Source organism: Massilia sp. LXY-5, assembly GCF_059801075.1.
Map to the genome: position 1 here is coordinate 188,921 of NZ_JBNNEH010000002.1, position 24,880 is coordinate 213,800.

The 24,880-nt window shown below is 64.3% G+C and carries 23 protein-coding genes; 9 read left to right on the plus strand and 14 right to left on the minus strand.

Going from position 1 to position 24,880, the window contains the following annotated elements; translation table 11 throughout:
* Window positions 1–148: 148 nt before the first annotated feature.
* The 6 genes from ACI48I_RS04335 to ACI48I_RS04360 all read right to left on the minus strand — a co-directional run bounded on the left by ACI48I_RS04335 (window position 149) and on the right by ACI48I_RS04360 (window position 4,930).
* Window positions 149–1,171, minus strand: a complete 1,023-nt coding sequence (locus tag ACI48I_RS04335) for a cyanophycinase (RefSeq protein ID WP_498573433.1) — start codon at window positions 1,169–1,171, stop codon at window positions 149–151.
* A gap of 158 nt (window positions 1,172–1,329) precedes the next feature.
* Window positions 1,330–1,809 carry a VOC family protein gene (locus ACI48I_RS04340; RefSeq protein ID WP_498573434.1) on the minus strand — a complete coding sequence of 160 codons (480 nt, stop codon included), beginning with the start codon at window positions 1,807–1,809 and terminating at the stop codon, window positions 1,330–1,332.
* A gap of 28 nt (window positions 1,810–1,837) precedes the next feature.
* Window positions 1,838–2,284: an SRPBCC family protein gene (locus tag ACI48I_RS04345; RefSeq protein ID WP_498573435.1), complete on the minus strand. Its 447-nt coding sequence runs from the start codon at window positions 2,282–2,284 to the stop codon at window positions 1,838–1,840.
* A gap of 98 nt (window positions 2,285–2,382) precedes the next feature.
* Window positions 2,383–2,703 (minus strand): hypothetical protein, encoded by a 321-nt coding sequence (locus ACI48I_RS04350; RefSeq protein ID WP_498573436.1) that lies wholly within the window; start codon window positions 2,701–2,703, stop codon window positions 2,383–2,385.
* A 90-nt stretch (window positions 2,704–2,793) separates the two neighbouring features.
* Complete coding sequence (locus tag ACI48I_RS04355; protein ID WP_498573437.1) at window positions 2,794–4,512, minus strand: M1 family metallopeptidase; 1,719 nt, start codon at window positions 4,510–4,512, stop codon at window positions 2,794–2,796.
* 97 nt (window positions 4,513–4,609) lie between these two features.
* Window positions 4,610–4,930: a Dabb family protein gene (locus ACI48I_RS04360; protein ID WP_498573438.1), complete on the minus strand. Its 321-nt coding sequence runs from the start codon at window positions 4,928–4,930 to the stop codon at window positions 4,610–4,612.
* 161 nt (window positions 4,931–5,091) lie between these two features.
* Between ACI48I_RS04360 and ACI48I_RS04365 the strand changes: the two genes are divergently transcribed.
* Window positions 5,092–5,973, plus strand: a complete 882-nt coding sequence (locus ACI48I_RS04365; RefSeq protein WP_498573439.1) for an RMD1 family protein — start codon at window positions 5,092–5,094, stop codon at window positions 5,971–5,973.
* On the opposite strand, the gene ACI48I_RS04370 is transcribed toward ACI48I_RS04365, so the two are convergent.
* The 3 genes from ACI48I_RS04370 to ACI48I_RS04380 are packed head-to-tail and all read right to left on the minus strand — an operon-like array spanning window position 5,970 to window position 9,374.
* On the minus strand, window positions 5,970–7,646 hold the full coding sequence (locus ACI48I_RS04370) for an AMP-binding protein (protein ID WP_498573440.1): 1,677 nt from the start codon (window positions 7,644–7,646) through the stop codon (window positions 5,970–5,972). The two genes, ACI48I_RS04365 and ACI48I_RS04370, sit on opposite strands and share 4 nt — an antisense overlap.
* Before the next feature lie 41 nt (window positions 7,647–7,687).
* Entirely contained in the window at window positions 7,688–8,125 is a 438-nt protein-coding gene (gene hepT / locus ACI48I_RS04375; protein ID WP_498573441.1) for a type VII toxin-antitoxin system HepT family RNase toxin, read from the minus strand.
* Between the two features lie 10 nt (window positions 8,126–8,135).
* Window positions 8,136–9,374 carry a putative Na+/H+ antiporter gene (locus tag ACI48I_RS04380; protein WP_498573442.1) on the minus strand — a complete coding sequence of 413 codons (1,239 nt, stop codon included), beginning with the start codon at window positions 9,372–9,374 and terminating at the stop codon, window positions 8,136–8,138.
* 231 nt (window positions 9,375–9,605) lie between these two features.
* On the opposite strand from ACI48I_RS04380, the gene imuA reads away from it, so the two are divergent.
* From imuA to ACI48I_RS04395, 3 genes are all read left to right on the plus strand, one after another.
* Entirely contained in the window at window positions 9,606–10,313 is a 708-nt protein-coding gene (gene imuA / locus ACI48I_RS04385) for a translesion DNA synthesis-associated protein ImuA (RefSeq protein ID WP_193684759.1), read from the plus strand.
* Window positions 10,243–11,724, plus strand: coding sequence for a Y-family DNA polymerase (locus tag ACI48I_RS04390; protein ID WP_498573443.1), 1,482 nt, complete (start codon window positions 10,243–10,245; stop codon window positions 11,722–11,724). The genes imuA and ACI48I_RS04390 overlap by 71 nt, the downstream gene beginning before the upstream one ends.
* Window positions 11,725–11,794: 70 nt before the next feature.
* Entirely contained in the window at window positions 11,795–12,559 is a 765-nt protein-coding gene (locus ACI48I_RS04395; protein WP_498573444.1) for an alpha/beta hydrolase family protein, read from the plus strand.
* Window positions 12,560–12,675: 116 nt separating this feature from the next.
* On the opposite strand, the gene ACI48I_RS04400 is transcribed toward ACI48I_RS04395, so the two are convergent.
* The 3 genes from ACI48I_RS04400 to ACI48I_RS04410 all read right to left on the minus strand — a co-directional run bounded on the left by ACI48I_RS04400 (window position 12,676) and on the right by ACI48I_RS04410 (window position 15,483).
* Complete coding sequence (locus ACI48I_RS04400; RefSeq protein WP_498573965.1) at window positions 12,676–13,137, minus strand: TIGR02594 family protein; 462 nt, start codon at window positions 13,135–13,137, stop codon at window positions 12,676–12,678.
* Window positions 13,138–13,267: 130 nt separating this feature from the next.
* Complete coding sequence (gene blaOXA / locus ACI48I_RS04405; protein ID WP_498573445.1) at window positions 13,268–15,103, minus strand: class D beta-lactamase; 1,836 nt, start codon at window positions 15,101–15,103, stop codon at window positions 13,268–13,270.
* Window positions 15,100–15,483, minus strand: coding sequence for a BlaI/MecI/CopY family transcriptional regulator (locus ACI48I_RS04410; RefSeq protein WP_498573446.1), 384 nt, complete (start codon window positions 15,481–15,483; stop codon window positions 15,100–15,102). Before ACI48I_RS04410 ends, blaOXA begins: the two co-directional genes overlap by 4 nt.
* A 164-nt stretch (window positions 15,484–15,647) precedes the next feature.
* On the opposite strand from ACI48I_RS04410, the gene ACI48I_RS04415 reads away from it, so the two are divergent.
* The 3 genes from ACI48I_RS04415 (at window position 15,648) to ACI48I_RS04425 (ending at window position 19,956) form a co-directional block, all read left to right on the plus strand.
* Window positions 15,648–17,801 carry a TonB-dependent receptor plug domain-containing protein gene (locus ACI48I_RS04415; RefSeq protein WP_498573447.1) on the plus strand — a complete coding sequence of 718 codons (2,154 nt, stop codon included), beginning with the start codon at window positions 15,648–15,650 and terminating at the stop codon, window positions 17,799–17,801.
* A 75-nt stretch (window positions 17,802–17,876) separates the two neighbouring features.
* Window positions 17,877–18,761, plus strand: coding sequence for a subclass B3 metallo-beta-lactamase (bla, locus tag ACI48I_RS04420; RefSeq protein ID WP_498573448.1), 885 nt, complete (start codon window positions 17,877–17,879; stop codon window positions 18,759–18,761).
* A 58-nt stretch (window positions 18,762–18,819) separates the two neighbouring features.
* Window positions 18,820–19,956, plus strand: coding sequence for an acyltransferase family protein (locus ACI48I_RS04425; protein ID WP_498573449.1), 1,137 nt, complete (start codon window positions 18,820–18,822; stop codon window positions 19,954–19,956).
* A 4-nt stretch (window positions 19,957–19,960) separates the two neighbouring features.
* Here the strand turns inward: ACI48I_RS04425 and ACI48I_RS04430 are convergent, their stop codons facing one another.
* Window positions 19,961–20,308, minus strand: coding sequence for a hypothetical protein (locus tag ACI48I_RS04430; RefSeq protein WP_498573450.1), 348 nt, complete (start codon window positions 20,306–20,308; stop codon window positions 19,961–19,963).
* A 35-nt stretch (window positions 20,309–20,343) separates the two neighbouring features.
* Window positions 20,344–22,257 carry a M61 family metallopeptidase gene (locus ACI48I_RS04435; protein ID WP_498573451.1) on the minus strand — a complete coding sequence of 638 codons (1,914 nt, stop codon included), beginning with the start codon at window positions 22,255–22,257 and terminating at the stop codon, window positions 20,344–20,346.
* 227 nt (window positions 22,258–22,484) lie between these two features.
* Here ACI48I_RS04435 and ACI48I_RS04440 point away from each other — a divergent pair, with 227 nt between their 5' ends.
* Both ACI48I_RS04440 and ACI48I_RS04445 read left to right on the plus strand, forming a co-directional pair.
* Window positions 22,485–22,949 (plus strand): Hsp20 family protein, encoded by a 465-nt coding sequence (locus tag ACI48I_RS04440; RefSeq protein WP_193684768.1) that lies wholly within the window; start codon window positions 22,485–22,487, stop codon window positions 22,947–22,949.
* A gap of 383 nt (window positions 22,950–23,332) precedes the next feature.
* Window positions 23,333–24,853, plus strand: coding sequence for a Do family serine endopeptidase (locus tag ACI48I_RS04445; RefSeq protein ID WP_498573452.1), 1,521 nt, complete (start codon window positions 23,333–23,335; stop codon window positions 24,851–24,853).
* Window positions 24,854–24,880 lie beyond the last annotated feature (27 nt).

Consider the following 24,880-nt stretch of genomic DNA (forward strand, 5'->3'; position numbering starts at 1 on the left):
GTCGGACAGCGTCGGGGTCTCGGTCCGGACAAACGCGAATGATACCAGTTCGACCATGAGTCGCGCACGCGCCACTGGAGAGAGGGAGGCGGCGTTTTGGAAGGAATCGCTGCGCCGGCGCAAGAATGCGCCGGCTAGCCGCCACGAATCAGTACACGGCGCCGCCCGGCTGCTTCGACACGAGCGCACCCTTGACGGCCGAGAGCGTGTAGTTGACCGTCGAACCGTAACCGGCCCAGTTGTTCAGGTCGAAGCTACCCGTTCCCGACAGGCGCTGGACACCGATGTTTTCGTAGGTCAGCGGTGTCTTCGGTTTGCACACCTGGGGCAGGCCGACCGTCTGCAGGAAATACACCGCACCCAGGCCGACGCGCTGGGCTTGCCCATTTTCGACCAGCAGCGCCGTCTCGACGTCGACACCGATGCCGCGCGCGCTGCTGGTCCAGCCGTCGTTGACGATGCGTCCCAGGAAGGTGACGAGGCGGCCCATCCGGTCGCGGGCGTCGAGGTGGGAATCGGTAATGGCATTGCTCAGCTGAGGCAATGCGAGGAAATCACGGTCGAGCGTGACGTTCTTGCCGTAGGGATCGGCCAGCGCCTCGGGGGAGGTCACCGACTGGTTCATGCCGGAATAGATGAACTGCCCCAGTACGGCGAGGCCGGCGCTGGTACCGCCAATCGGAACGTTGCGGTTGGCCAGCTCCTGCAGCGCGGCTGCGAGCGGGGTGCCCTTCCAGTAGCGCAGGTAATCGCTCTGGTCGCCGCCGGCGATGAAGACGGCTTCGGCACCGCGGATGCGCTGCAGCACGAACGGGTCGCTGGCGGCGGCGCGGCTCGGCAGCACGAAGGTTTCGACCGAACGCACGCCGCCCATCGCGAAGATATAGGGATTGTAGGCTTCGGTACCGGTGGCCCGGATGACGACGAAGTTGCCGTTGCCGCCTTTGCGGATCATCCATTTGAATGCATCGTCGACATCCGGGCCGCCGCCCATCAGCACCAGGGACGAATGGGCAGGCCGCGGCAGGACGACATCGGCGGTGTCGCCGACTGCGTAATACTTGTAGGGCTTTTCCGCCTGGGCCGCCTGGGTGGCGCACAGGGCAAGAGCAAGCGTACCGATGCGGCAGGCGCTGGAAACGAGGCGGGACAGGCGGGCTGGCGAGATCATGGGCTTCCTTGTATGGGTTCGACGGCAAACGGCATTGTTGAACTGATGTTAAAAAGGATATAACAAACCGGGTGCCGCAGCGAGGAAGTAAATACAACAAGATCCATTTCGTCCACACCCGTACGTAAGCACGGGGCGCCATCAGCGATGCGGCTGCCTCAACCGCGCACGGCCGCTTCGATGGCGGCAATGTCGATCTTTTTCATCGTCATCATCGCCTCGAAAGCGCGTTTGGCCACCGCCGGGTCGGGATTGGCGACGGCGTCGGTGAGCACGCGCGGCGAGATCTGCCAGGAGAGGCCCCACTTGTCCTTGCACCAGCCGCAGGCGCTTTCCTGGCCGCCATTGCCGACGATGGCATTCCACAGGCGGTCGGTTTCTTCCTGGTCGTCCGTTGCCACCTGGAAGGAAAAGGCCTCGCTGTGCTTAAAGGCCGGGCCGCCGTTCAGGCCGAGGCAGGGGATGCCCATCACCGTGAACTCGACCGTCAGGACGTCGCCCTGTTTGCCGGACGGGAAGTCGCCCGGTGCGCGATGGACGGCTTTGACTGCGCTGTCGGGAAAGGTCTCCGCATAGAACTGCGCGGCTTCCTGTGCGGTGCCGTTGAACCAGAGGCAAATCGTGTTCTTGCTGACCATGTTGTTCTCCCTTGGTTGATGACGAGTTTTAATCCTTGATTTCTGCTTCGACCAGTTTTGCGAGCAATTCCAGCGATTCCTGCCAGCCGAGATAGCAGGCCTCCGTTGGAATCATCGACGGGATGCCTTCCTGCTTGATTTTTACTTCGACCCCGCAGAACACCTCACGCAGCGTCACCGTGGTCTGCATCCGTCCCGGCAGGTTCGGATCGTCGAACTCGGCCGTGTAGGCGAGACGCTTGCCCGGTTCCAGTTCCAGGTATTCGCCGCCGAAGGCATGGCTGTGGCCCGTGGTGAAATTCGTGAACGACATCCGGTAGCGGCCGCCGACGCGGGCGTCCATCTCGTGCACGGTGCCGACGAAGCCGTGCGGCGGCAGCCACTTGGGAAAGGCGGCCGGCGTGGTAAAGGCGCGGTAGACGCGGTCGGGCGTGGATTTCAATACACGGTGCAGTTCGACGGTGTTCGTGGACATGATCGTTTTCCTTGTTTGAAAGGCAGAGGACGGCCCTCTGATGGTACGACGAACGGGATCGACGGGAATCGACAGCAAGGATGAATTTTTTTGCAGCCCTATGCGCAAGCCTGCCGCATGCGCAGGCGCCGCCACAGCAGCGCCGCGCTGGCCGCCAGCATCGCAAGGGCGAACATGTTCACGATCAGCACACCCGACCGTAAATGCATGACGAAGGCCAGGCTGAATGCTCCGCGCAGGTGCCAGGCGTGGGTGGCGTCATACGCATAATAGGCCGCGAGCTGCAAGCCATAGAAGGCGAGCCCGGCGCTGTGTCCGCCCACCCGGCCGCGCCATGCGAGGATGCCCGACAGCAGGCCAAGGAGTGCAAGCAGAAGGGTCCCGCTGGCGCCGCCCGGCAGCGGAAGCAACGCCCACATGGCGAGACCCAGCGCAGCGTTCACGAGCGTTACGGCGGCAACGATCCGTTCGATGCGTGTCCATGGCAGGCGCGACAGGTGCCGCACCGCTCAGGCGCCCGCTTGCGTCCGCGCCTTCTTCTGCTCTTCCTTGTACTGCTGGAAGCGCTCGATCCGCATCTCGCGGCGCAGGATCTTCGAACGCGGGTCCAGGGTATAGTCCGCGCCCTCGGCCGCATCCGCCGGCAGGTCGACGCTGCCGCGCCCGTCCGCCATCGGGACGCTCACAATGCGGCTTCCGACCCGCACCTCGACCGGCATCGGGAAAGGCGTGTTCTTTTCTGTTTTCCAGGCCAGCTGCAGGGTGTTGCCGCTCCTTGTCGTTTGCAGCTCCGGCAGCGCCGCCTGGTACAGGTAGGCCTGGAAGAACCAGTCCAGGTCGCGGCCGCTGGCGCGCTTGGCGATGGCGATGAATTCCGGGGTGCTGCCGTAGCGCGGCGCAAAGGCGCCCGGGCGCGGCGTGTCGGTGCCGTAGACGATCTCGCGCACCGAGCGGAAGAAGGCCTCGTCGCCGATCAGGCCGCGCAGGGTGTGCAGGATCAGCGCGCCCTTGCTGTAGATGTCCTGGCCCGGACCGCCGCGCTTGGTGTCGTACACGTCTTCTTCCAGCTTCGGCTTGCCCGACACGACCGGCGCCTTGTTCTCGATGCCAGCGCGTAGCTGCATCAGCGACGCAAAATATTCCTGGTCGCCGCGCAGGTATTGCATGTACAGCGGCTGCATGTAGGTGCCGAAGCCCTCGTGCAGCCACATGTCGTCCCAGTTGGCATTCGTGAGCTGGTTGCCGAACCATTCGTGGGCGAATTCGTGCTGCAGCAGTTCGTCGTAGCCATAGGCCGTCTTGGCGTACTTGTTGCCGTAGGCGTTGACGGTCTGGTGCTCCATGCCCTTGTGCGGGGTCTCGACCACGCCCATCTTTTCGTCGCCGAAGGGGTAGGGGCCGATCACGGTCTCGAAAAAGTCCAGCATCCGTGGGAATTCGGCAAACAGTTCCTTTGCGCCCTGTTCGCTCTGCGGCAGATACCACAGGCGCAGGGGGATCGCGTTGCCGTAGCGGCTGCGGTAGGCAGCTGTCATTTCCTTGTACGGGCCGACATTGACCGAGATGCCGTAGGTGCTCGGGTTGTTGGCCCGCCAGTGATAGGTGCGCCAGCCATCGGCCTCCTCCATGCCCATGGCAACGCCATTGCCCGCGACGACCAGCGGGGCCGGCACGCTGATGTGCTGCTCGACTATCCGCGCCTTGCCGGTCGGGTGGTCGATGCAGGGCCAGAACAGGTCGCAGCCTTCGCCCTGCACGGCGCTGGCCACCCAGGGCTGGCCGTCGGACGTCTGCGACCAGACGAAGCCGCCATCCCAGGGTGCGCGTTTGGCCACGTGCGGCCGGCCGTGGTAGCGCACCCGCACGGCAACTTGCTGGCCAGGCTCGAGCTGGCGCGGCAGGGCGATGGTCAGCTTGCCTTCGGGATTGCTCCAGTCGGCGGCGGGAAGAACCTGGTTGTCGACCTCGATGGCGTCGATGGGGAGGTTGCGGTCCAGGTCCAGCTCGATGCGCCGCAGCGGCACGCGGGTGCCGAAGGTCAGCAGCACGTCGCCGCGGATGCTGTGGCTGGCCGGTTCGATGCGCAGCTGGATGTCGGCCTTGTCGAAGTCGAGCGCCTGCTGCTCGGTGCTGCGCTCGGCGCCGCTGTTGACGGTGTAGGGCGTCAGCGGCGCCTGGGCGCAGGCCGCCAGCAGGAAGGGGAGGCTGGCGAGGGCGGTTCTTTTCATGGCGAGCGGATGGCTGTTGATGTGATCTTAAGAAATTTATCACACGGGCAACCAGTTCGCAGCTTTGCCGCGGCCGGCCAGCGCTCGATCGATGCGGCTAGCGCGTCCAGTAATCGACGACCAGCGAGCGTTCGAGACAGGTTTTCAGGGTGGCGACGAACGCCGTATGCGCGGGATGGTCGAGGTAGATGTCGCGGTCTTCGTTGCTGGCAAAAGTCAGCGTGAAGCAATGCGTAAAACCGTCGTTCAGGCCTTCGGGGCTGACGTTGGTGCCCCATTCATAAGACACGATGCCGGGAATGGCGCCGGGGAGGGCGGCAAAACCGGTGACGATGGCATCGATCTGTTCGAAGCTGGCATCGTCCTTGAATGCGAACAGGACGACGTGGCGCAGGGACGTTGGCGAATTGGTGGTCATGGCAGGCTGGATAAAAAGAGGTACGCGATTCTTGCACAGTCTTCGGCCGGGCTCGCGCACGGCCGCTTTCGTGCCGGTGATTTCAGCGCATTCCGATATGATGACGCCTGCGCCGCTGGCTCAGCAGCGCTCCCCGACACCTGCGAAGCACAAGAATATCCATGGACAGCCACGTCGACAGAAAGCAGATCCGCTGGAATCCGCGCCCCCGTACCCGCGCCGGCCTGCATTTAAAAACCGAGAGGCTGCCGTATCAACGGCCGGTCATTGCCCAGCTTCAGTTCACCGCGAGCGCCATCATGGTGGCCGAGCGCATGGACGTGCGGGCGCTGTCGGGCTTCGAGATCATCGCCAAATCGCCTTTCATGGTGAAGCTGGGCGAGGGCGGTATTGCCGCGCTGTTCCGCTACGGGGCGGTGGTCCTGTTCAATGCCTCGGACGACGAAAAGGCGCGCCTGCTGGGCACGATCGCAACGCATTCGTCGGGATCGGGCGATATCGCCGCCGAAGAAGTGGCGATGATCCACGTAGGGCCGGACGACGAGGAAGGTCCGTCGGGCCAATTTATCAAGATCAAGAACGCGGACCGCCTGCGCTTGCAGCTCATTGCCGAGGTCATGGCGAAGGCGACCATGCTCTCGTTCCAGGAACGGCGCGCGGCGCGCGACTTCGACCGCAGCGAACCGCTGGCGCGCGACTTGGCCGAGGATGGGCGCTTTTCCGCCAAGCCGGCCGAACTGCTCAAGGCGGTCGGCAACATGCTGCTGGCCGAGAACCGCCTGAACGGCCGCGCAGGCGTGCTCGACCGGCCCGACCTGCTGTGGGATAACCCGGGCCTGTCGGGTCTGTATGCGCGGCTCGAGGGCGAGTACGAACTGCACGACCGCGCTGCCGCGCTCGACCGCAAGCTGACTACCTTGTCGCATACTTCGGAGACCCTGGTCGAGACCATGCGCTACCACAGCTCGCACAGGCTCGAAATGGCGATTTTCCTGCTCATTTTTGTCGAGCTGTGCCTGGGCTTATACGGGCACTTCGGTTAGGCCAGGCCCAGCTCTGTCGTCACCTGCTGCCGCAGCAGATACTTCTGGATTTTCCCGGTCACCGTCATCGGAAAACCGCTGACGAAACGGATATGGCGCGGCACCTTGTAATGCGCGATCTGCCCTTTGCAGAAATCCCGGATCTCGTCCTCATTCGCTTCCATTCCGGGCCGCAGGATGATGCAGGCGCATAGCTCCTCGCCGTATTTCGCATCCGGCACGCCCACGCACTGGACGTCGAGGATTTTTGGATGTTTATATAGAAATTCCTCGATTTCGCGCGGATAAATATTTTCGCCGCCGCGAATCACCATGTCTTTCGCGCGGCCGACGATGGTGGCGAAACCCTGTTCGTCGATCACGGCCAAATCTCCGGTATGCATCCAGCGCGCGGCGTCGATCGTCTCGCGTGTTTTTTCTTCGTCGCCCCAATACCCGAGCATCACCGAATAGCCGCGCGTGAGCAGTTCGCCTTTCACGCCGCGCGGCACGATCTTGCCGTCGGCATCGACGATTTTCACTTCCAGGTGGGGATGCACCCGCCCGATCGTGGCCACGCGCAGGGGCACCGGATCGTCGGTCGAACTCTGGAAGCTCACCGGCGAGGTTTCCGTCATGCCGTAGGCAATCGTGATCTCTCCCAGGTGCATCTTGCTGATCACACGGCTCATCACTTCGGCCGGGCAGGGCGAGCCGGCCATGATGCCGGTGCGCAGCGTCGACAGGTCGTATGCGGCGAAATCGGGATGGTCCAATAACGTGATGAACATGGTCGGCACGCCGTGCAGGCCGGTGCAGCGTTCGGCCTGCACGGTTTCCAGCACCGCCTTCGGCTCGAAACTTTCGCCCGGAAAGACCATCGTCGCGCCATGCGTCACGCAGGCAAGGTTACCGAGCACCATGCCGAAGCAGTGGTACAGCGGCACCGGGATGCAGAGCTTATCGATGCTGGTGAGCTTCATCGCTTCGCCGACGAAAAAGCCGTTATTCAGGATATTGTGATGGGTGAGCGTCGCCCCTTTCGGCGCGCCCGTCGTGCCCGAGGTGAACTGGATATTCACGGGCTCGTCGAATTGCAGGCCGGCCTCGATCTGCGCCAGCTCTTCCAGTCGCGCATCGCCGGGAGGCAGCAGCACCTCGTTGAAATTGAACATGCCCGGCGTTGTATCCGTGCCTAGGCGGATGATATGGCGCAGGTGCGGCAAACGCGCCGATTGCAGCTTGCCCGGTTTGCTCAGGCGCATCTCCGGCACGACATCGGCCAGGATCTCCAGGTAATCGCTCGATTTGAAAGCGGGCGATAAAATCAGGGCGGCGCATTGCACCTTGTCGAGCACGTATTCGAGTTCGGAGCGGCGATAGGCCGGATTGATATTCACCATCACCAGGCCGGCGCGCGCGGTGGCGAATTGGACCAGTACCCATTCCGCGCAATTCTGCGACCAGATGCCGATCCGGTCGCCCGGATGCAGGCCCAGCGCCAGCAGGCCCGCCGCCAGGCGGCTCACGCGTTCATTGAATTCCTTATAGGTCCACCGCACGTCCTGGTGCGGTACGACGAGCGCTTCGTTGTCGCCGTATTGCGCGGCGATGTTCGATAAAAACGGGCCGATCGTTTCACCGATGAGGGGAATGTCGTGGGCGCCGTGTACATAGCTCAGGTGTTGGTGCATGAGGTCTCCATGTCGTTTTTATGATGTACGCCACGCGGATCTCAGTCCGCTCGCGGCGTATCCGGCAGCGTCGCCGCCCCCGCCAGCAGCGCCTGGTTATAGGCCCCGAAATCGTCCAGCCCACGCTTGATGATCGTGACCAGGGCCGGCAGCGGTGCGGCCTGGTAATCCCATTCGGCGCGGCAGAATTCGCCGGTGCGTTTCAGGTCCTCGGCCAGGGTGGCGCCGATCCAGCCGTTGTCGGCCAATATACTGATGACCTCGCGCTCGTTGAAAGGTTCGCCCAGGTCGGCCATGGCGATCACGTAATCGCCCATCTCGACCGCCGCTTCCCAGGCGCGGATCACGTTCAGGGTGGCCGCGTCCTGGCGCGTGAGGTCGCCGACGAAGGTGGTCGGGTCCTTTTCGTACTCTTCGCGGGCGCGGCGGCAGCAGCGTTCGATGATGGCGGTCTTGCCGATCAATACGGTGTCGTCCATGGGGTCTCCTCTAGATCAGGAACAGGATTGCGGCAACGATCGTCGGTCCCAGGGCGCCTGCCAGCAGGCCGAGGGCGCCGATCGATTCGTCGTTGAAGCCGCGCCGCAGCAGCGCGGCGCCGGCGGGATTCGGGGCGTTGGCGATCACGGTCAGGCCGCCGCCGGCCACCGCGCCCGCCACCAGCATGTACTTGGCCTGCTCGGACAGCCCGGCGATCAGCGAACCGAGATAGGTCAGTGCCGCATTGTCGGTGATTGCGGTGAGGCCGAGCGCACCGAAGAACAGGGCGGTGGGCGCCAGGCTGGACACGATCGGCTGCAGCCACCATTGCTGCATGCCGCCCAGCACCACGAGGCCGGCGAGGAAAAATCCGACCAGCAACCCTTCCTTCAGGATCAGGGGATCCTGGTGGCGCTGGTAAGCCTGGGTAAAGCCGAGGAACAATAAAAACAGGCCGAGGAACAGCACCGGATGGTGCGCCAGCAGCACCACCGCGGCGAGAAACAGCAGGTGGATCGCCGAGACCTTGACCGGTACCGGCGGCGCCTCGTCGAGGGCGGCGGGCGCCAGGTGCTGGCGCAGCAGCAGGGTGACCACCGTAGCATTGATGAGCACGGCCAGGGCCGCGCGCCAGCCGAATTGCGCCAGCATGGTGGCGCTGTCCCAGCCCCAGGTGCCAGCCACCATCAGCACCGGCGGCGCGGCATAGGCGGTCAGCGTACCGCCGATCGACACGTTGACGAACAGTACGCCCAGCGCACCGTATTTCAGCGGTTCGGGAATGCCGGGGCGGAACACCTGGGGCGCGAGCATCAGGGCGGCGAGCGTCATCGCGGCCGGTTCCGTGATCAGGGAGCCGCCCAGCGGCACCAGGGCCAGTCCGAGCCAGGCCAGCGCGACTTCCGTGCGGACCGGCGCCAGCCGCGCGAGCGTGCGCAGCAGCGAGCGCATGGCGTCCAGGACCGGGCGCGACGCGGCGATCACCATGACCACGAACACGAACAGCGGCTCGGTGTACTGGCGCGATTCGGCGTAGTCGATGGCCGCGCCGGGACCGGAAATGAGGGCCATCGCCAGCACCAGGATGAATGCCCAGAAACCGAACACGACCTCGACTTCGCCGAGCAGGTGGAACAGGCCTTCATGGCGCGGATGGCGGTCGGCCAGCATCTCGAAGCCCTTGGCGGCGAAGGTGTGGACAAGGGCGCAGGCGAAGAGGGTGGCGCCGACCAGCTGCATCGTGGTCATGCGCGCTGTCCCGGGTGGAATGCAATGGCGGTCATTGTCAGGCAAATAATGAATGAAGGCCCATTATTTCACCTTTTGATGCGGATTGGATGGCCTGCCGGGCGAGCTTGTCCGTTTGCGCCTACACAAGCACAAGGTTAAATCGGGTGTTTGCGAACTATACACATCTTGCCAAAACATGAATGACCGAGTACTGTATATCCATCCAGTGCTTTTGCATTACCCCCAATCATGCCTTCTTCACAAACTCTTGCCGCGCCAGAAGAATTGCACCCTTCACTGTGGCGTGCCTCGCAGCTGGCGCATGCCCATACCCGCTGTGTCGACACCGGCCATCCGGCCTTGTCGAAGCAGTTGCCGGGCGGCGGCTGGCCGACCGGCACCCTGATCGATTTGCTGCTGCAACAGCCCGGCATCGGCGAAATGCGCCTGCTGCGCCCGGCGCTGGCGGCGGCCGCATCGCGCCGCATCGTGCTCCTGCAGCCACCCCATCCGCCGCAGGCGCTGGCGCTGGCCGCGCTCGGCGTGCCGCCGTCCCAGCTGATCTGGCTGCGCGCGACGCGCGGGGCCGATGCGCTGTGGGCGGCCGAGCAGGTGCTGCGCAGCGGCAGTTGCGGGGCGCTGCTGTTCTGGACCAACCACGCGCGCGGCGAAAGCCTGCGCCGCCTGCATCTGGCGGCCCAGTGCGGAGAAACCCTGTTCTTCATGATGCGCCCGCTGGCGAGCGCCCAGGATTCCTCGCCGGCGCCGCTGCGCCTGTCCTTGCGGCCCGCCGCGGGCGGGCTCGACATCGGTTTCATCAAACGCCGGGGACCGCAGCGCGATGCGCCGCTGTTCCTGCCCCTCACTCCTTCCTTGCTCCAACGCCATGCGACTGTGGATCGGCCTGTACCTGCCCCGGTTACCGCTCGAGGTTTTCAGCCCGAACTGGTCAACTGACGCCGGCTGCGTCGTGCTCGAGCAGGAGCGGGTGCTGGCAGCCTCGCCCCTGGCGCGCGCCGCCGGCGTCCAGATCGGCATGCGCCGCGGCGGCGTGCTGATGCTCATGCCCGAGGCGCGCATCGTCGAGCGTTCCCCCGAGCGCGAGGCCGAGGCCCTGCACGCGGTGGCGATGGCGCTCTTGCAGTACACGCCGCAGGTGACGCAGGCCGAGGAATCGACGCTGTTGATCGACATCGGCGCCAGCCTGCGCCTGTTCGGCGGCATCCGCGCCCTGTGCCGGCGCGTGCGCGCCAGCCTGCGCGCGCTCGGCTTTTCAAGCTACCTCAGCTGCGCGCCCACCGCGCGCGGCAGCTGGATGCTGGCCCGCCAGCGCGCCGGCCGGGTCCTCACCATCGCTTCGCTTACTCGCCGCCTCGACCGCCTGCCGAGCACATTGCCGCCGCCGGCGCGGCCTTTTGCCAGCTGGTTCGAGGGCATCGGCTGCTTCGACATCGGCGCCATGCGGCGCCTGCCGCGGCCCGGCCTGCAGCGGCGCTGCGGCCGCGTGCTGCTCGACGTGCTCGACGCCGCCTACGGCATGACGCCCGAGCTGTTCGAATGGATCGAGGCACCGACCGTCTTCCACGCGAAGATCGAACTCTTCGACCGCATCGAGAACGCCGAGGAATGCCTGCAAGGCGCCGAGCGCCTGGTGCAGCAACTGACCGGCTGGCTGTGCGCGCACCAGCTGGCCGTCGAGCGCATCACCCTGCTGCTCGACCACGAGCGGGGCAGGGTGGCACGCCCGCCCACTGCGGTCGAGATCGCCCTGGGCGAACCGACCTGGCGCGACGAGCACCTGGTGCGCCTGCTGCGCGAGCGCCTGGCGAAAACCGTCCTAGAGGCGCCCGTCATCGGCCTCGCGCTCGACGCCGCCCAACTGCAGCCGATGGCGCCGCCGAGCGAGTCGCTGTTTCCGGAGCCCGGCGGCAGCGAAGAAGACCGGGTGCGCATGCTGGAACTGCTGGTGGCGCGCCTCGGCCCCGACAACGTTTTACAGGCGCTGCCCCAGGCCGACTACCGGCCGGAGGTCGCCAACGCCTGGGTGCCGGTGCAGCAGAAAGTCCGCGAATCGGTCCGTTCCGCGCAGATGCCGGCGGACGTGCACAGCCTGCCGCGCCCGACCTGGATCCTGGCGAAACCGATTGCCTTATTGATGCGTAATCATCGGCCTTTCTATGGGTCGCCGTTAAAAATGGCGTCAACGCCGGAACGCATCGAAGCGGGCTGGTGGAGCGAGTCGCAGACGCGCGATTATTTCATTGCAGAAGGGCAGGATCACACGCTGTACTGGGTGTATCGCGAGCGGATCGTCGGGGCGGGTGAGGATGCGGATCCGAGGTGGTATCTGCATGGCTTGTTTGGTTGAGCATGGCGCGCCTTGCACACCGCTTCGATCCGGTGCAGAGTAGCGCCTTTCATCGCAACAGAAAGAACGCATGTCGACAGAACGCGTTGAGTTTCAGGGGCCGCACGGCAAAATTTCGGCTAAGCTCGATATGCCGGACGGTGCCCCGCGCGCCTATGGCGTCTTTGCCCACTGCTTCACCTGCAGCAAGGATGTGCTGGCGGCGAACCGTATCTCGCAAGGCCTGGCCGAGCGCGGCGTGGCCATGCTGCGCTTCGATTTCGCCGGGCTTGGCGCCAGCCACGGCGATTTCGCGGACACGAATTTTTCGTCGAACGTGGAAGACCTGGTGACCGCCGCTGCTTTTCTTCGCGAAAAGTTCGCCGCACCGCGCCTGCTGGTCGGGCACAGCATGGGCGGTACCGCCGTGCTGGCCGCGGCGCACCTGATTCCCGAGTCGAAGGCCGTGGTGACGATCGCCTCGCCGAGCGATCCGCATTACGTGGTGAACGCCTTACTGTCGGAGCATCTCGACACGATCGCCGAGCTGGGCGAGGCGCGCGTCAAACTGGCGGGGCGCGATTTCAATATCCGCCAGCAGTTCGTGGAGGATGCGACCCAGCACAAGCTGGCCGACAAGATCGCGCACTTGGGCCGCGCGCTATTGGTGATGCATGCGCCGACCGACGACACGGTCGATGTCGCCAACGCCTTGCGCATTTTCGAACTGGCCAGTTATCCGAAGAGCTTCGTGTCGCTCGACGGGATCGATCACCTGGTGACGGGCAGGGAGGATGCGGCGCAGGTGGCCGCGATGATCGCGGCGTGGAGTGGGCGGTATATCGATGCAGCTTGAGACTGTCACGAATCGATTTCGGAAATCGTTGATGTCCGGGTCTATGCGGAAAAGAAAAAGAGCCTGCTTGCACTTCCTTTGAATCGCGATGCCGAATTAGCGTTGCTTCGTACAATTCAGCTTCCAATCCCTACGACGGCCTGACGTTCACGGACCGGCCACCGATAGCTCAACACACTTGTCACGGGGTAGCAATGTTCCCGGACTTCTTCCAGCTGATTTCCTCCAAGCAGAACAATGAAGTCGTCCTCCATGCGCAGGAAAAACCCGACATGCCCTTTCCAGCTATTCGGATCATCCCTTGTCAACACAGCGATACACCCAGGGACGGGGTTTTCCAGCGGCATACCCCATTCCAGCCAGGAGCGCGCCAACGCCGAGCCGGTACCTGCGATGCCGGATTGGACGAGACACCAGTTTACGAATGACGAACACCATGAAACCTTGTCGTCATAGCCGCGCAAATTAGTGCAGGAGTTGTACTCGACGATCCGCAGGTTGGTCTGACCAGCGGGGAAACGGCGCACGCCGCATTCCCCGCCAGCGACGTTCATCCAGGGTGTCTCATCCGGCATCATGACGTTCATACGTTAATGGTTCTTGACGTGTATTAGGTCCGGCAGGGCAACCTGTCGTCCTGTGCCGGGCGCGCCGTCAGTCCAGGTTCGAGTCAGGCTACGCGGGCGGGCAGGCAGTTGGGCGACCGGGTCAGAGCGCGCGCCGCGCCAGTTCGCCCAGGAAGGCATCGCGGGTCTGCACGCCCCCGAAGTAGCCCGCGTCCACCCGGTGTTGCAACAGCCGCGCGAACACCAGCGTGCGGCCCCCCTTGTTGATCCAGCCGACGAACCAGCCGATATGCTGCGTTTCGTCCGCGCTGCCGTCCGGCAGCCGTGCGGGCGCCGTCCCGGTCTTGCCGTAGACTTCCCAGCCGTTCGTCAGCGTTTCCCGCTTGAGCAGGCGCGCGGTCATGTCGTAGGCGTGGGCAGACACCGGCAGGCTGCGGTTGACCACCTTGCGCAGGAACACGGTCTCTTCAAACGGCGAAATCCTGAGCGTGGGGCTGAGCTCCGAGACCGCGACCGCATCGTCCACGCCGGCGACACTGGAGAGCTCGCGGTTGCCGTAGTCGAACTCCTGTACATAGCTGCGCACGCGTGCGGCGCCAAGCCGCGACGTCACCTGTTGCGAATACCAGACGACCGATTCGCGCAGCCAGCGGGCCGGATCGGTGCCGTGGCGCCAGGACGGGTTGCTGGCCGCATAGCTCGGCTTGTAGGGCAGGTAGGGCGTGCGCTCGTCGCGCAGTACGCCGCTGTCGAAGCCCATCAGGCTGAGCGCGATCTTGAAAGTCGAGGCCGGCGTCACCCGTTCGTCGCAGCCGCCTTCGCGGACCAGGACGGCGCCGCTCGCGGCATCGGCCATGATCGTGCAATCGAGCGATGCCGACGGTCCGGAAGCCGTCTCCGGCCAGGCATGCGCCAGCAGCTGCCCGCGGCCTTCCGGTACGCCCGCGCCATCCCGGCCGAGCGCCGGCTGCAGCGCCAGGTTGGCGCATACCACCGCCGCCAGGCTGCCGAGCGCAGCACAGCGGGGCCAGGTGCCGCGGGCCGCTGTCGGGGTGCGTATCAGGTCGATGCGTGCGATCAAGCTTGGTTCGCCGCCGGCGCCGAATGCCAGCGCCATCCCGGCCGGGTACCGTTGCAGCTTCAGTTGTGCGACCAGCGCCGCCGCATAGGCCTTGCGCTCGCCCTGCGGCCGGAGGTGCAACACATCGCGGTCGCAGCCGAATTCCTGCGCCCAGCCCAGGCGCGCGCGCAGCATATGCATGAAGGGATTGAACCAGAATAAACTCTGCAGTGCGATGGCGGCCGCGCTCCAGAGCAGGTCGTGGCGGCGCCAGTGCGTCAATTCGTGTTCGACGATCAGCTGCTGTTGCAGCGGATCGAAACTGCGCAGGTGGCGCGGCAGCAGCAGGCGCGGCGTAAACAAACCTTGCAGCATTGGAGAAATGGGGGCCTCGACTTCGATCACGGCCGGCAGCGGCGCATGCGCCTGCCCCATGAAGCCGGCGTGCCCGTCGAGCGCTACAAGCGGGTCGCCGCTGGCGCCCAGCCCATCGAGCAAGCGCTGGGCGCGCCGCCAGCGGTACAGTGCATGACCGAGGCCGAGCAGGTATAGCAGGAGCCAGGCCCGCGCCCCATCGCGCACCCATGCATGCGGGGATGAGGAGGCGACTGCCCCCGGCGCGGCGGGCAGCGCCGCACTTGCCGATGGCGACGTGGCCGGCGCGGCAGGCTGCGGCGCGGCAGCCTCTCCAATCTCGATCACAGGCGCCACGCGCAGGCGCTCGGCCGCCGGCATCAGCATCGCGACGAACACCAGCGCCACCGCCGCCTGTCCCAGCAACCACAGCGAGCGCTGCTGGGCAAGCGCGGGGAAATACCTGCGGCACAGCAGCGCCGCGCCCCAGACCGCGCCCCCGGCCACCAGCGAGCCGGCGGCAGCGAGCAGCAGGCGCGCCAGCGCGACGTCGAACGGCGTCATCGGGTCTCGCCCGCGTCGTCCGGCCACTGCTGCAGCAATTGCTCGAGCTGGGCCAGCTCCTGCTCGTCGACCAGCTTACTGCCGGTGAACATCGACACCGGCAGCGGAGTGTCGATTTCCATCACGCGCTTGCCGAAATCGTGAGCGAAGGCGGCCAGCGTATCGACTTTTTCCAGGACCGCTTCATACACCTGCACGCCATGACGCAGGTGCTGGGCAACCATGCCCTTGTCGAGCATGCGCTCGAGTGTCTTGCGTGTCGACGAGTACGACCAGCCGAGCTCGTCCTGGACGCGGTCGTGGATTTCGCGCGCACTCAAAGGATGTTCGCGCCATAAGGCCTTCAACAGGCTGAGTTCGGTAATCAGGGGAACGGACATGGTGGGTTCTCTCATGCGACTAATATAACCATCATGTGACAAGCGTCACATATAGTCAAGCAATCCGGTTTTTGGCCGGGCATCGGCAACGCTGCTTGACGTATTGTGACGGGTGTCGCATGATTGCGTCATCAGTCACAAAGCCTGCACGCTGCCGAAAAGCCATGCGCCTGTCCCTATCCGTTGACGCCCTGTCGCCTCGCAGCCCGATTCAGGTGCCGCACTTTCCAGGAAAACGCTCGCTGGGAGCGACATTCCCGATCATCTTGCTCGGGCTCGCCGCGCTGCCGGTGAAAGCGCAGGCCGGAGATCAGGAAAGCGCGACGGTAATGGTCACCGCCAGGAAAGAGCAAGTCGTCAAAAAGCTCGACAAGACCGTGTATGCCGTTTCCGACACGCCAAAGGCGGCAAACGGTACTGCCCAGGATATCTTGCAATCGCTACCCAATGTATCGGTGACGGCCGACGGAAACATCGCGGTCAAGGGAAATCCGCAGGTCACGGTGCTGGTCGACGGCAAGCCGATGGCGATGATGTCCGGGGCGGGGGAGGAGCGGGCGGTGGCGCTACAGGCCATGAGCGGCGCCGACATTGCGAGCATCGAAGTCATCACGAATCCGTCCGCTGGCCACAATGCCAATGGCGGTGCGATCCTCAATATCGTCCTGAAGCGAAACCGCAGGCCTGGCGCGCGCGCGCAACTACAGGGGAGCGCCTCGAACCAGGGTCTGTGGAATACCGGTGCGTCGGGCGACCTGGCCAGAGGCGATATCAGCGTGCATGGCAGCCTGGCGTTCCGCCATGACGGCACAGAGAAATTCCGCCGTGTAGAAACCGACTGGAATAATCCTCGCACCAGCCTGGCGGGACAAACGCGGCAGGCTTCGCGGGTATTCGTCCACCGCGTCGTCGACAGTGCGGCACTGGGCGTGGACTACGCCTTGAGCGGCCTCGACATCCTCAGCCTTTCGGCGCGATACAACAGCCGCCGGTCGCATCCGGCGTTCGACGTGCTCAACGAGAACCGCCAAGGCGTTACCGATACAATTTTTCATCGTATTTCCAGCGGACCCAACGAGCAATCCGACGACAGCACCAGCCTGGGTTACAGCCGCCAGGACAATGGTACGGCGCTCAAGGCAATGGTTCAGCGCAGCGCTACGATCGGCCTGATCGACAAATCTTATCGGGACGTGTTCGTCGACCCGGCGCTCCCCACAGGCTACAGCCGCGGCGCCACCAGGTCGGCACGCCGCCTGACCCAGGCGACCCTCGACTGGACTCACTTGTCCGAACACGGCCAGTGGGGCATGGGCCTGGATACCCAGGACAAGATCGACGACCTCTACAACTATCAGGCGTCCGTCGACCGGGTGACAGGGGCCGAGAGGCCCGATCCTGTGACGACCAACGCCTATGCCGTGACGACGACGGTCACCGCCGCCTATCTGACCGACAAGATCAGGCATGGAAAATGGGAAGTGCTGCTGGGCGGACGGGCCGAGCACATGGCGCTTCGGGTGCGCCCGACGCAGGGCTTCATGCCGACAGAACATTGGCAGGCATTCAATCCCAGTCTGCACCTGAGCTATGCCGTCAGCGACAAGACCGACCTGACGCTCAGCTATCGTCGCAGTCTCCAGATGCCCGATCCGCGCGATCTCAATCCGTCTACGAGCTATGTCGATGCGCAAAACCTGAGCCGTGGCAATGCCGGCTTGAAGCCGCAGCGTCTCACCTCATGGGAGCTCGGCGCCAATGCGCAGGGGCCGTATTTGAGTGGCGACCTGAGTGCCTTCTACCGTGGCAGCACGGACACGGTCACCGATGCGCGCAGTTTTACCCCCGACAACGTACTTGTCACTTCCAGGCAGAATGGAGAGCGGGCCCGCTCGGCTGGCATGACCGGCTCTCTCGACTGGACGCCCGATGCGACGCTGCGCCTGGGCATGGACGGTGGCATCTATCGCGTGATGCTTGACACGCCCGATCTCCAGGGTCTTGTACGCCAGGACGGTCTTTCAGGCTATATCAACCTCCGGGCAGCGTACAGCCTTGGGCACGACGACCTGTCCCTCGATGCGCATGTCCAGGCGGCGGGAATCACGCCGCTCGGCCAATCCGGAGCGACCAGCAGCCTGAACCTGGCGTGGAAACACCAGTTGACCAGGACGCTCAGCCTGACGGTCAACGTCAACGATATGTTCGATGGCAGCAAGCGCAGCCATCGGACGGACACGAGCACATTTCGCCAGACCGGATTCGATCATTTCGTCGTCCGGCGTATCTACATGGGCTTCGTCAAGAAGATCGGGTAACGCGGAGCACGCCGTCGCCCGGCCCCGGCGGTATCCATAGGCAAGGTTTCACCAATGACGCATCGAGGCTTAAAAATGAAAAAGAAACATGTTTGCTTGTCCGCCATCGTATTGGCTGCCTCCCTGGTTACCGCCAGGGCAGCAGACTGGTACGCCCCACAGGAACCCTTTGCTGTCTATGGCAATACCTATTACGTCGGTACGGGTGGCATCAGCGCGGTACTGGTCACTTCTCCGGCCGCTCATATTCTTATCGATGTCGGCGCTCCAATGTCGCCACCCCGGATCGTGGAAAACATCCGTCGGCTCGGGTTCAAGGTCGAAGACATTCGCTACCTGCTCAATTCGCATGCGCACCACGACCATGCGGGCGGCCTGGCCGAACTACAGAGGCTGAGCGGTGCCACGGTATTGGCGAGCCCAGCCTCGGCGGAGCTGATCTCGAGCGGCCAGCCGGACAAAACCGACCCGCAATTGGCCGATCTGGTTCCGATGCCCCCTGTCGGGAAGATAGGCGTCATCCACGACGGCGAGGTGGTCAAGCTGGGACCGCTCGCGCTGACCGCCCGCTTCACACCCGGACACACCAAGGGCGGAACCAGCTGGACCTGGCAATCGACGGAAAACGGACGGGTCGCCAATATGGTGTATGCGGACAGCCTGTTCGCCATGTCCGGCCCCGGGGTCCGCTTCAGCGATAACCCGGCTTATCCCGATGCGAAAGCTGCTGTGGAGAGATCCATTGCCGCGGTCGAGTCATTCAAGTGTGACGTACTCGTGGCTGCCCACCCGGAACTGAGCGGCATGTGGGAGCGAAAGGCGAAGCAGCCAGTACTCGGCAATGCCGCCTTTATCGATAAGGACGCGTGCCGCAACTACGGGTTGAAAGCCCGGGCGCGGCTTGCAAGAACGCTCGTCGATGACGCAGCTGCTGCACACACCGCCAGGCTGGAACACTGACGCGCATGCACGGCGATGTGCCAAGGTCCAATTTCTATCTGCAATAGCGAATCACATCATGCAACTCGAATCGAAACCCGCTCGGCTTGCCGGGCTGGACACCCTGCGCGCGCTCGCCATCGCGCTGGTCCTGATGTCCCACTACCGCGGCTTTGTGAGCCAGGCGCCGACCTTCGGCATCATCGGCAGCATCGGCTGGGCCGGCGTCGACCTGTTCTTCGTCCTGAGCGGCTACCTGATCGGCAACCAGCTGCTGGCGCCAGCCGCGCGCGGCGACAGCCTGGACCTGAAAACCTTTTTCGCGCGCCGCCTGCTGCGCACGCTTCCGAACTACTATGCGGTGCTGGCCGTGTATCTGCTGCTGCCGGATAGTCCTATCGCCGGCAAGAGCATGGCCCCGTCCTGGCGTTTCCTCACCTTCACGCAGAACTTTGGCTTGCACTATGGAGAAAGCTTCACGCACTCGTGGTCGCTGTGCATCGAGGAGCAGTTCTACCTGGTGTTGCCGCTGGCGGTGCTGGCGCTCGCCGGCCGTCGGCGTTCGCCGCGCCTGCTCTGGTGCGCCCTGGTTGCCGCCATCGGCGCCGGCATGATGGCGCGCGGCATGGCCTTCATGGACGGCAAGGACGTCTTCGCGGCGCCTGTCTACTATTCAAGCTTCTGCCGCTTCGATGAATTGCTGCCGGGTGTGGTCATCGCCATGTTGAAGAACTTTCACCCCGCTGCCTTCGCACGCCTCCTGCGTCACGCGAACGCGCTGCTGGCGGCTGGCCTGGCGGCAACGGCGGCCATTCTCCATGGCGTGATGAACGAGGCGCCGACCGCCTTGATCGCATCCACCTTCGGGTTTTCGCTGGTCTCTGCCAGCTTCGCTCTGCTGACCGTCTCCGCGCTCAGTCCCGGCGCGCTGCTGAACCGCGTGCGCATTCCCGGCGCCGCCAGCCTGGCGCTGTGGTCCTACGCGGTCTACCTGGTACACAAACCGGTGTTCATGGCGCTGCGTCCGGAACTGGAACGCAGGAGCATCGATCCTGGCGCTCCCCTGACCATTGCTGCCGTCATGGCGGCCGGCATCCTGGGCGGATGGATCTTGTATCGGCTGGTAGAGGCGCCATTCATGCGACTGCGGGAGCGCCTGTATTCGACAGGCGCGGTAAAGACGGGCCACCATGCCGCTTCCACCCGCGGCGGATAGCGGCTTACTCGTCGAATTCCTCAGCCAGGTTCTTCCACCCGCGGCTCTTGGCAAACGGCGCAAACTCTTCCGGCGCCTCGAGCACGAGCAGCTTGCGCTCCTGCAAGCCCGTATCGCTGAGGCCGAAGTCCGGTCCCTTGTAGCCGAGCGCACGCAGGCGCTCGATGATGGCTTTTACCAGGACGCTGTCCTGGTGCATGCCGGGATCGAGGGGCGCGCTGAAGTCGACGTACACGTCGATGATCCCGTAGCCCTCGTCGAAAATGCGGATCGCCTTGACGTCGTGGGAACGGCCGGTGCTGTCGCTGGCCTTGAACGGGCCGGACAGTTCAATGTCGGTATCGGTAGTCATGGTGCGAGCATACCACCGACCCGAATTCGGCGACTTTACTTCAGCGCCTTGTAAATCGCCTCCAGCCGGTCCGGCGTGCCCGGGATGCGTTCCAGGCGCGGATAGCGCAGGCCGCCGTGATAATCCAGCGAAATCGTACGCAGGTTATTGCCCTTTTTGACCAGCAGTTCGATCGGCGCCTTGTTGTCCTTCGACGCCTTCACGGCCGCCTTCAGCACCTCCGGCTTGAACACCTTGTTGTTGACCGCGACGATGGTCGAGTTACCGGCCAGGCCGGCGCGGAAACCGACGCCGTCCCACTGCACGTTGCTCACGCCGCCGTCGGCGCGCACGGCGAAGCCCAGCGAGTAGCTGAAGTCGGTCGACTTGCTGCGTTCTTCGGCGCTCTTGATGGTATCGGTCGGGGTCTCGGTGTAGACCAGCTTCCAGCCGGCGCGCGCCAGGCCGTCGAGCGGGGCGCCGGGGCCGTGGCCGTCCAGGCGCGTACGCAGGAAGGGCGCCCAGTCGAATTTCTGCACGCGGTTCAAGGCCGCGACCACGTCCTCGAAGGTGTAGAAGACCGGCTGCACGCGGCCATTCTCGATGCCGTAGAAGGCACGTGCGAAATCGTCGAGCGAACGCTTGTCGCCGGACAGTTCGCGGATCTTCGTGTCGACGTCGAGCCAGATCAGCGCGCCTTCCGAATAATAGTCCTCGCCGCGCTGCCAGTTGCTCCAGCCGAGGGCACGGCGGGCGATGATGATCGGGTCATTCACGGTGTCCTGCATCGCGCGCCAGGCGCGTCCCCGCACGTTGTCGTAGCGGGCGGCGGTGGCGGCCAGCGCGTCGCGTGCGCCGGCTTGCGAGACCAGGCCGGAACGGGCGCCCAGCACGCCGCCCCAGTACTGGGTCTGGCCCTCATACACCCAGAGCAGCTCGTTCTGGAGCGGGGTGTTGAAGTTCGGGACGTCCTGGCCGGCGGGGCGGCGGAACTTGCCGTTCCACGAGTGGGTGTACTCGTGCGGCAACAGGTCGCGGCCCGCTTCGCCACGCGCCCACTCGGTGAAATAGCCCGGCTTGACGCCGTTCTCGCTCGACTGGTGGTGCTCGCGGCCGATGCCGCCGAAGTCGTCCGACAGCGCCAGCAGGAAGTCGTAGTGGGCGTAGTGGTGCGAGCCGAAGAGTTTGGCGGCCTGCTGCACCATCGCGCGGTGGGCGGCGATCTGCTCGGGCTTCGCTTCCAGGCTCTCGGCGTTGTCGGCGACGACGTTCAGCGTGACGCGCACTCTGGCGTTCGGATCGAGGTCGATCTTTTTGAAATAACGGCCCGCGAACAGCGGCGAGTCGATCAGCGTTTCCAGGTCGTGCGCCTTGAACTGGACCTCGTCGCCCTTGCGTTCGGCCGTTTCCAGCGCGGTGCCGTACTGCCAGCCCGCGGGCAGCGTCAAGGACGGCTGCACCGTGATGCGGCGCGCCACGTAACCTGCCGGATACAGCGTCACCGACGGCCATTGCAGCCCGAGGATATCGTCGGTCATGACGATGCGGCCCTGGCCCGGATCGAGCGGAGAGAGGAACTGGTATTCGGCTTCCAGCGTCGTCACGCCTTCGGGCACCGTCAGGTGGAAAGCAAAGACCTCGACCGGGTCGCGCGTCCATTCCACCGGCTTGCCGCCGGCCGTGAATTTCAGGCCCGCGAGCTGCGTCAGCGGACCGCTCGGGCCGTGGTTCGCCGGCAGCCATTGCGGATACAGGAAGGTCATCGGGCCCGGCTTGACCGGCACCGTCATGTGCATGCGGAAGATCTGCTGCGAGAGGTTGGTCGCATCGACCTTCAGCACGATGGTGCCGGGGTAGGGCTGGTCGACCGGAGCCGGCACGGCGGCTTGCGCCGGGAAGATCAATGCGATGGCCAGGGCGAGGGCCGAGGCCGATTTGGCAGCGAACGAAACAGGTGCGTGAGCGGTCATCTTGTAGGGGTGTGGAGGACAAAACCGGACGAGTGTAGCACGCAGAAATTGCCTTATAAATCGCTACATACTCTGAAACAATACTTCAAATAAAATTTGAAATAACGGCTAAAAATCCGTATTTCGTATGTCTTGAAAAGTGCATGGGATGGCATTAGATTGGTCCCAACGGATGCTCACGATGAGGTCCGTCAACTTATCGCTTAACTTTTACGAGGATATTTATCATGCGTACTTTTGATCTCGCACCCCTGTACCGTTCCGCCATCGGCTTCGACCGCCTGGCCAGCCTGCTCGAGCAACGCGCCGAATCGCAGCCGAGCTATCCGCCGTACAACGTCGAGCTGCTCGCTGAAGACAAATACCGCATCGTGATGGCCCTTGCCGGCTTCTCGCGCGATGAAGTGGAAATCGTCTCCGAGCGCGACACCCTGCACGTGACCGGCCGCAAGCAGAAGGACGCCACCGAGCGCACCTACCTGCACCGCGGTATCGCCGCCCGCGACTTCGAACAGCGCTTCCAGCTGGCGAACCACGTGAAGGTCACCACCGCGTCCTTCGACAACGGCATGCTGACCATCGACCTGGTGCGCGAAGTGCCTGAAGCACTCAAGCCGCGCAAGATCCAGATCGGCGACGCCAACGGCACCGTCGACAATGTTCAGCAGATCGAACAGCGTCAGGCTGCATAAAGCAGCCCTCGGGCATCAGCAGTACAGGCAGTAGCGAAAGAGGGCGCCCACAGTTGGGGTGCCCTTTTTTACGTCTTGTCGCGGACAGTTTTGTCCGTTCATCGACACGTTTCGATTACGCGACGTGTGAGCGCGTGGGCTCGGAGAGCCCACCCTACGTTACACAGCGGCCAACAATACGTTGTTGGCAGTCGCGTAACGTAGGGTGGGCACTCGTGCCCACGCGTTCACAGGTCGAATGGACGCGTCGACGAAAGAACGTAAAGCCCCCCCGCTTCAGCCTCCCTTAAGGTTGAACTTAAGCATGTTCTAAGACAGATCAGCGACACTAATCATCATCGATACACGTTATCGGCCAACCCTCTTTATCCAGGAGCACGTCCATGCAAACCGAAGGTGCAGTCACCGCCATCACCGCAAAACGTCTCACGCTGGCGCTGTGCGCGGCGGGCGTTATCGGCGGCGCGGTCGGAGCGATTACCGTCAATCATAACAATGCCGTCGCCCAGAGCGCGCCGGCTGTCATGGCGCCTGCGCCAGCGCCCGTGCAGGCGCCGCCGGCCGTCGCCGGCGCACCCGCCGCCACCGTGACGCTGCCCGACTTCACCCGCATCGCCTCGCAGCACGGCAAGGCGGTCGTGAACATCCGCGTCGTCGGCAGCACCAAGGCCAGCATGCGCGGCGGCCCGCAGATCGATCCGAACGATCCGTTCTATGAATTTTTCCGTCGCTTCCAGGGCCCGCAATCTCCGCGCGGCGGTGGCGACGTTCCCGTTTTCGGCGCCGGATCGGGCTTCATCGTAAGCCCGGACGGCGTCATCCTGACGAATGCGCACGTGGTGCGCGACGCCAACGAAGTCACGGTCAAGCTGGCCGACCGCCGCGAATACCGCGCCAAGGTCCTCGGCTCCGATACCGCGACCGACGTGGCGGTGCTGAAGATCGACGCGAAAAACCTGCCGGTCGTCCCGATCGGTAACTCGCGCAACCTGCAGACCGGCGAGTGGGTGCTGGCGATCGGTTCGCCCTACGGCCTCGAGTCCACCGTGACCGCCGGCGTGGTCAGCGCCACCGGCCGTTCGCTGCCGAGCGACGGCAACGTGCAGTTCATCCAGACCGACGTGGCCGTCAACCCCGGTAACTCGGGCGGCCCGCTGTTCAATACACGCGGCGAAGTGGTCGGCATCAATTCGCAAATCTACAGCCAGACCGGCGGCTACCAGGGCCTGTCGTTCGCGATCCCGATCGACGTCGCGGCGCGCATCAAGGACCAGATCGTCGCCACCGGCAAGGTGCAGCACGCGAAACTCGGCGTCTCGATCCAGGACGTGAACCAGGGCTTCGCCGACTCGTTCAACCTGGCCTCGCCGGAAGGCGCGCTGGTCGCCAATGTGGAGCGCGGCAGCGCCGCCGATCGTGCAGGCCTGAAGGCGGGCGACGTGGTGCGCAAGGTGAACGGCCAGCCGATCATCGGCTCGGGCGATTTGCCGGGCATGCTGGCGGTCTCGAAGCCGGGCGACAAGGTCGCGCTCGACGTCTGGCGCGACGGGAAGATCGTGCGCCTGAACGCGACCCTCGGCAACGCCAGCGACAAGGCGGACCCGGTCGAGCGCGTACAGGTGTCGAACATCGACAAGGGTGCCAAGCTGGGCCTGGCCCTGCGTCCGCTCGACCCGAACGAGCAGCGCCAGAGCGGCATCAGTTCCGGCCTGGTGATCGAGGATGCGGGCGGCCCGGCAATTGCCGCCGGCGTGATGCCGGGCGACGTGCTGCTGTCGGTGAACGGCAAACCGGTCTCGACCGTTGCCCAGGTGCGCGAGATGGTCAACAAATCCACCAAGTCGGTGGCCTTGCTGATCCAGCGCGGGGATGACAGAATCTTCATTCCGGTGCGGATTGGCTAAAGACGCCTTCGCCAGCGCGGCCGGATC

Bases quoted from the DNA above. Each gene is read 5' to 3' on its own strand.
- ACI48I_RS04370 (WP_498573440.1), bottom strand. From the start codon at position 7,646: ATGCACCAACACCTGAGCTATGTACACGGCGCCCACGACATTCCCCTC.
- ACI48I_RS04395 (WP_498573444.1), top strand. From the start codon at position 11,795: ATGTCGACAGAACGCGTTGAGTTTCAGGGGCCGCACGGCAAAATTTCG.
- ACI48I_RS04445 (WP_498573452.1), top strand. From the start codon at position 23,333: ATGCAAACCGAAGGTGCAGTCACCGCCATCACCGCAAAACGTCTCACG.
- blaOXA (WP_498573445.1), bottom strand. From the start codon at position 15,103: ATGACGCCGTTCGACGTCGCGCTGGCGCGCCTGCTGCTCGCTGCCGCC.
- ACI48I_RS04350 (WP_498573436.1), bottom strand. From the start codon at position 2,703: ATGTGGGCGTTGCTTCCGCTGCCGGGCGGCGCCAGCGGGACCCTTCTG.
- imuA (WP_193684759.1), top strand. From the start codon at position 9,606: ATGCCTTCTTCACAAACTCTTGCCGCGCCAGAAGAATTGCACCCTTCA.
- ACI48I_RS04430 (WP_498573450.1), bottom strand. From the start codon at position 20,308: ATGACTACCGATACCGACATTGAACTGTCCGGCCCGTTCAAGGCCAGC.
- ACI48I_RS04380 (WP_498573442.1), bottom strand. From the start codon at position 9,374: ATGACCACGATGCAGCTGGTCGGCGCCACCCTCTTCGCCTGCGCCCTT.
- ACI48I_RS04425 (WP_498573449.1), top strand. From the start codon at position 18,820: ATGCAACTCGAATCGAAACCCGCTCGGCTTGCCGGGCTGGACACCCTG.
- hepT (WP_498573441.1), bottom strand. From the start codon at position 8,125: ATGGACGACACCGTATTGATCGGCAAGACCGCCATCATCGAACGCTGC.
- ACI48I_RS04360 (WP_498573438.1), bottom strand. From the start codon at position 4,930: ATGACCACCAATTCGCCAACGTCCCTGCGCCACGTCGTCCTGTTCGCA.
- ACI48I_RS04410 (WP_498573446.1), bottom strand. From the start codon at position 15,483: ATGTCCGTTCCCCTGATTACCGAACTCAGCCTGTTGAAGGCCTTATGG.
- ACI48I_RS04340 (WP_498573434.1), bottom strand. From the start codon at position 1,809: ATGGTCAGCAAGAACACGATTTGCCTCTGGTTCAACGGCACCGCACAG.
- ACI48I_RS04355 (WP_498573437.1), bottom strand. From the start codon at position 4,512: ATGAAAAGAACCGCCCTCGCCAGCCTCCCCTTCCTGCTGGCGGCCTGC.
- ACI48I_RS04435 (WP_498573451.1), bottom strand. From the start codon at position 22,257: ATGACCGCTCACGCACCTGTTTCGTTCGCTGCCAAATCGGCCTCGGCC.
- ACI48I_RS04440 (WP_193684768.1), top strand. From the start codon at position 22,485: ATGCGTACTTTTGATCTCGCACCCCTGTACCGTTCCGCCATCGGCTTC.
- ACI48I_RS04365 (WP_498573439.1), top strand. From the start codon at position 5,092: ATGGACAGCCACGTCGACAGAAAGCAGATCCGCTGGAATCCGCGCCCC.
- ACI48I_RS04335 (WP_498573433.1), bottom strand. From the start codon at position 1,171: ATGATCTCGCCAGCCCGCCTGTCCCGCCTCGTTTCCAGCGCCTGCCGC.
- bla (WP_498573448.1), top strand. From the start codon at position 17,877: ATGAAAAAGAAACATGTTTGCTTGTCCGCCATCGTATTGGCTGCCTCC.
- ACI48I_RS04415 (WP_498573447.1), top strand. From the start codon at position 15,648: ATGCGCCTGTCCCTATCCGTTGACGCCCTGTCGCCTCGCAGCCCGATT.
- ACI48I_RS04345 (WP_498573435.1), bottom strand. From the start codon at position 2,284: ATGTCCACGAACACCGTCGAACTGCACCGTGTATTGAAATCCACGCCC.
- ACI48I_RS04390 (WP_498573443.1), top strand. From the start codon at position 10,243: ATGCGACTGTGGATCGGCCTGTACCTGCCCCGGTTACCGCTCGAGGTT.
- ACI48I_RS04400 (WP_498573965.1), bottom strand. From the start codon at position 13,137: ATGATGCCGGATGAGACACCCTGGATGAACGTCGCTGGCGGGGAATGC.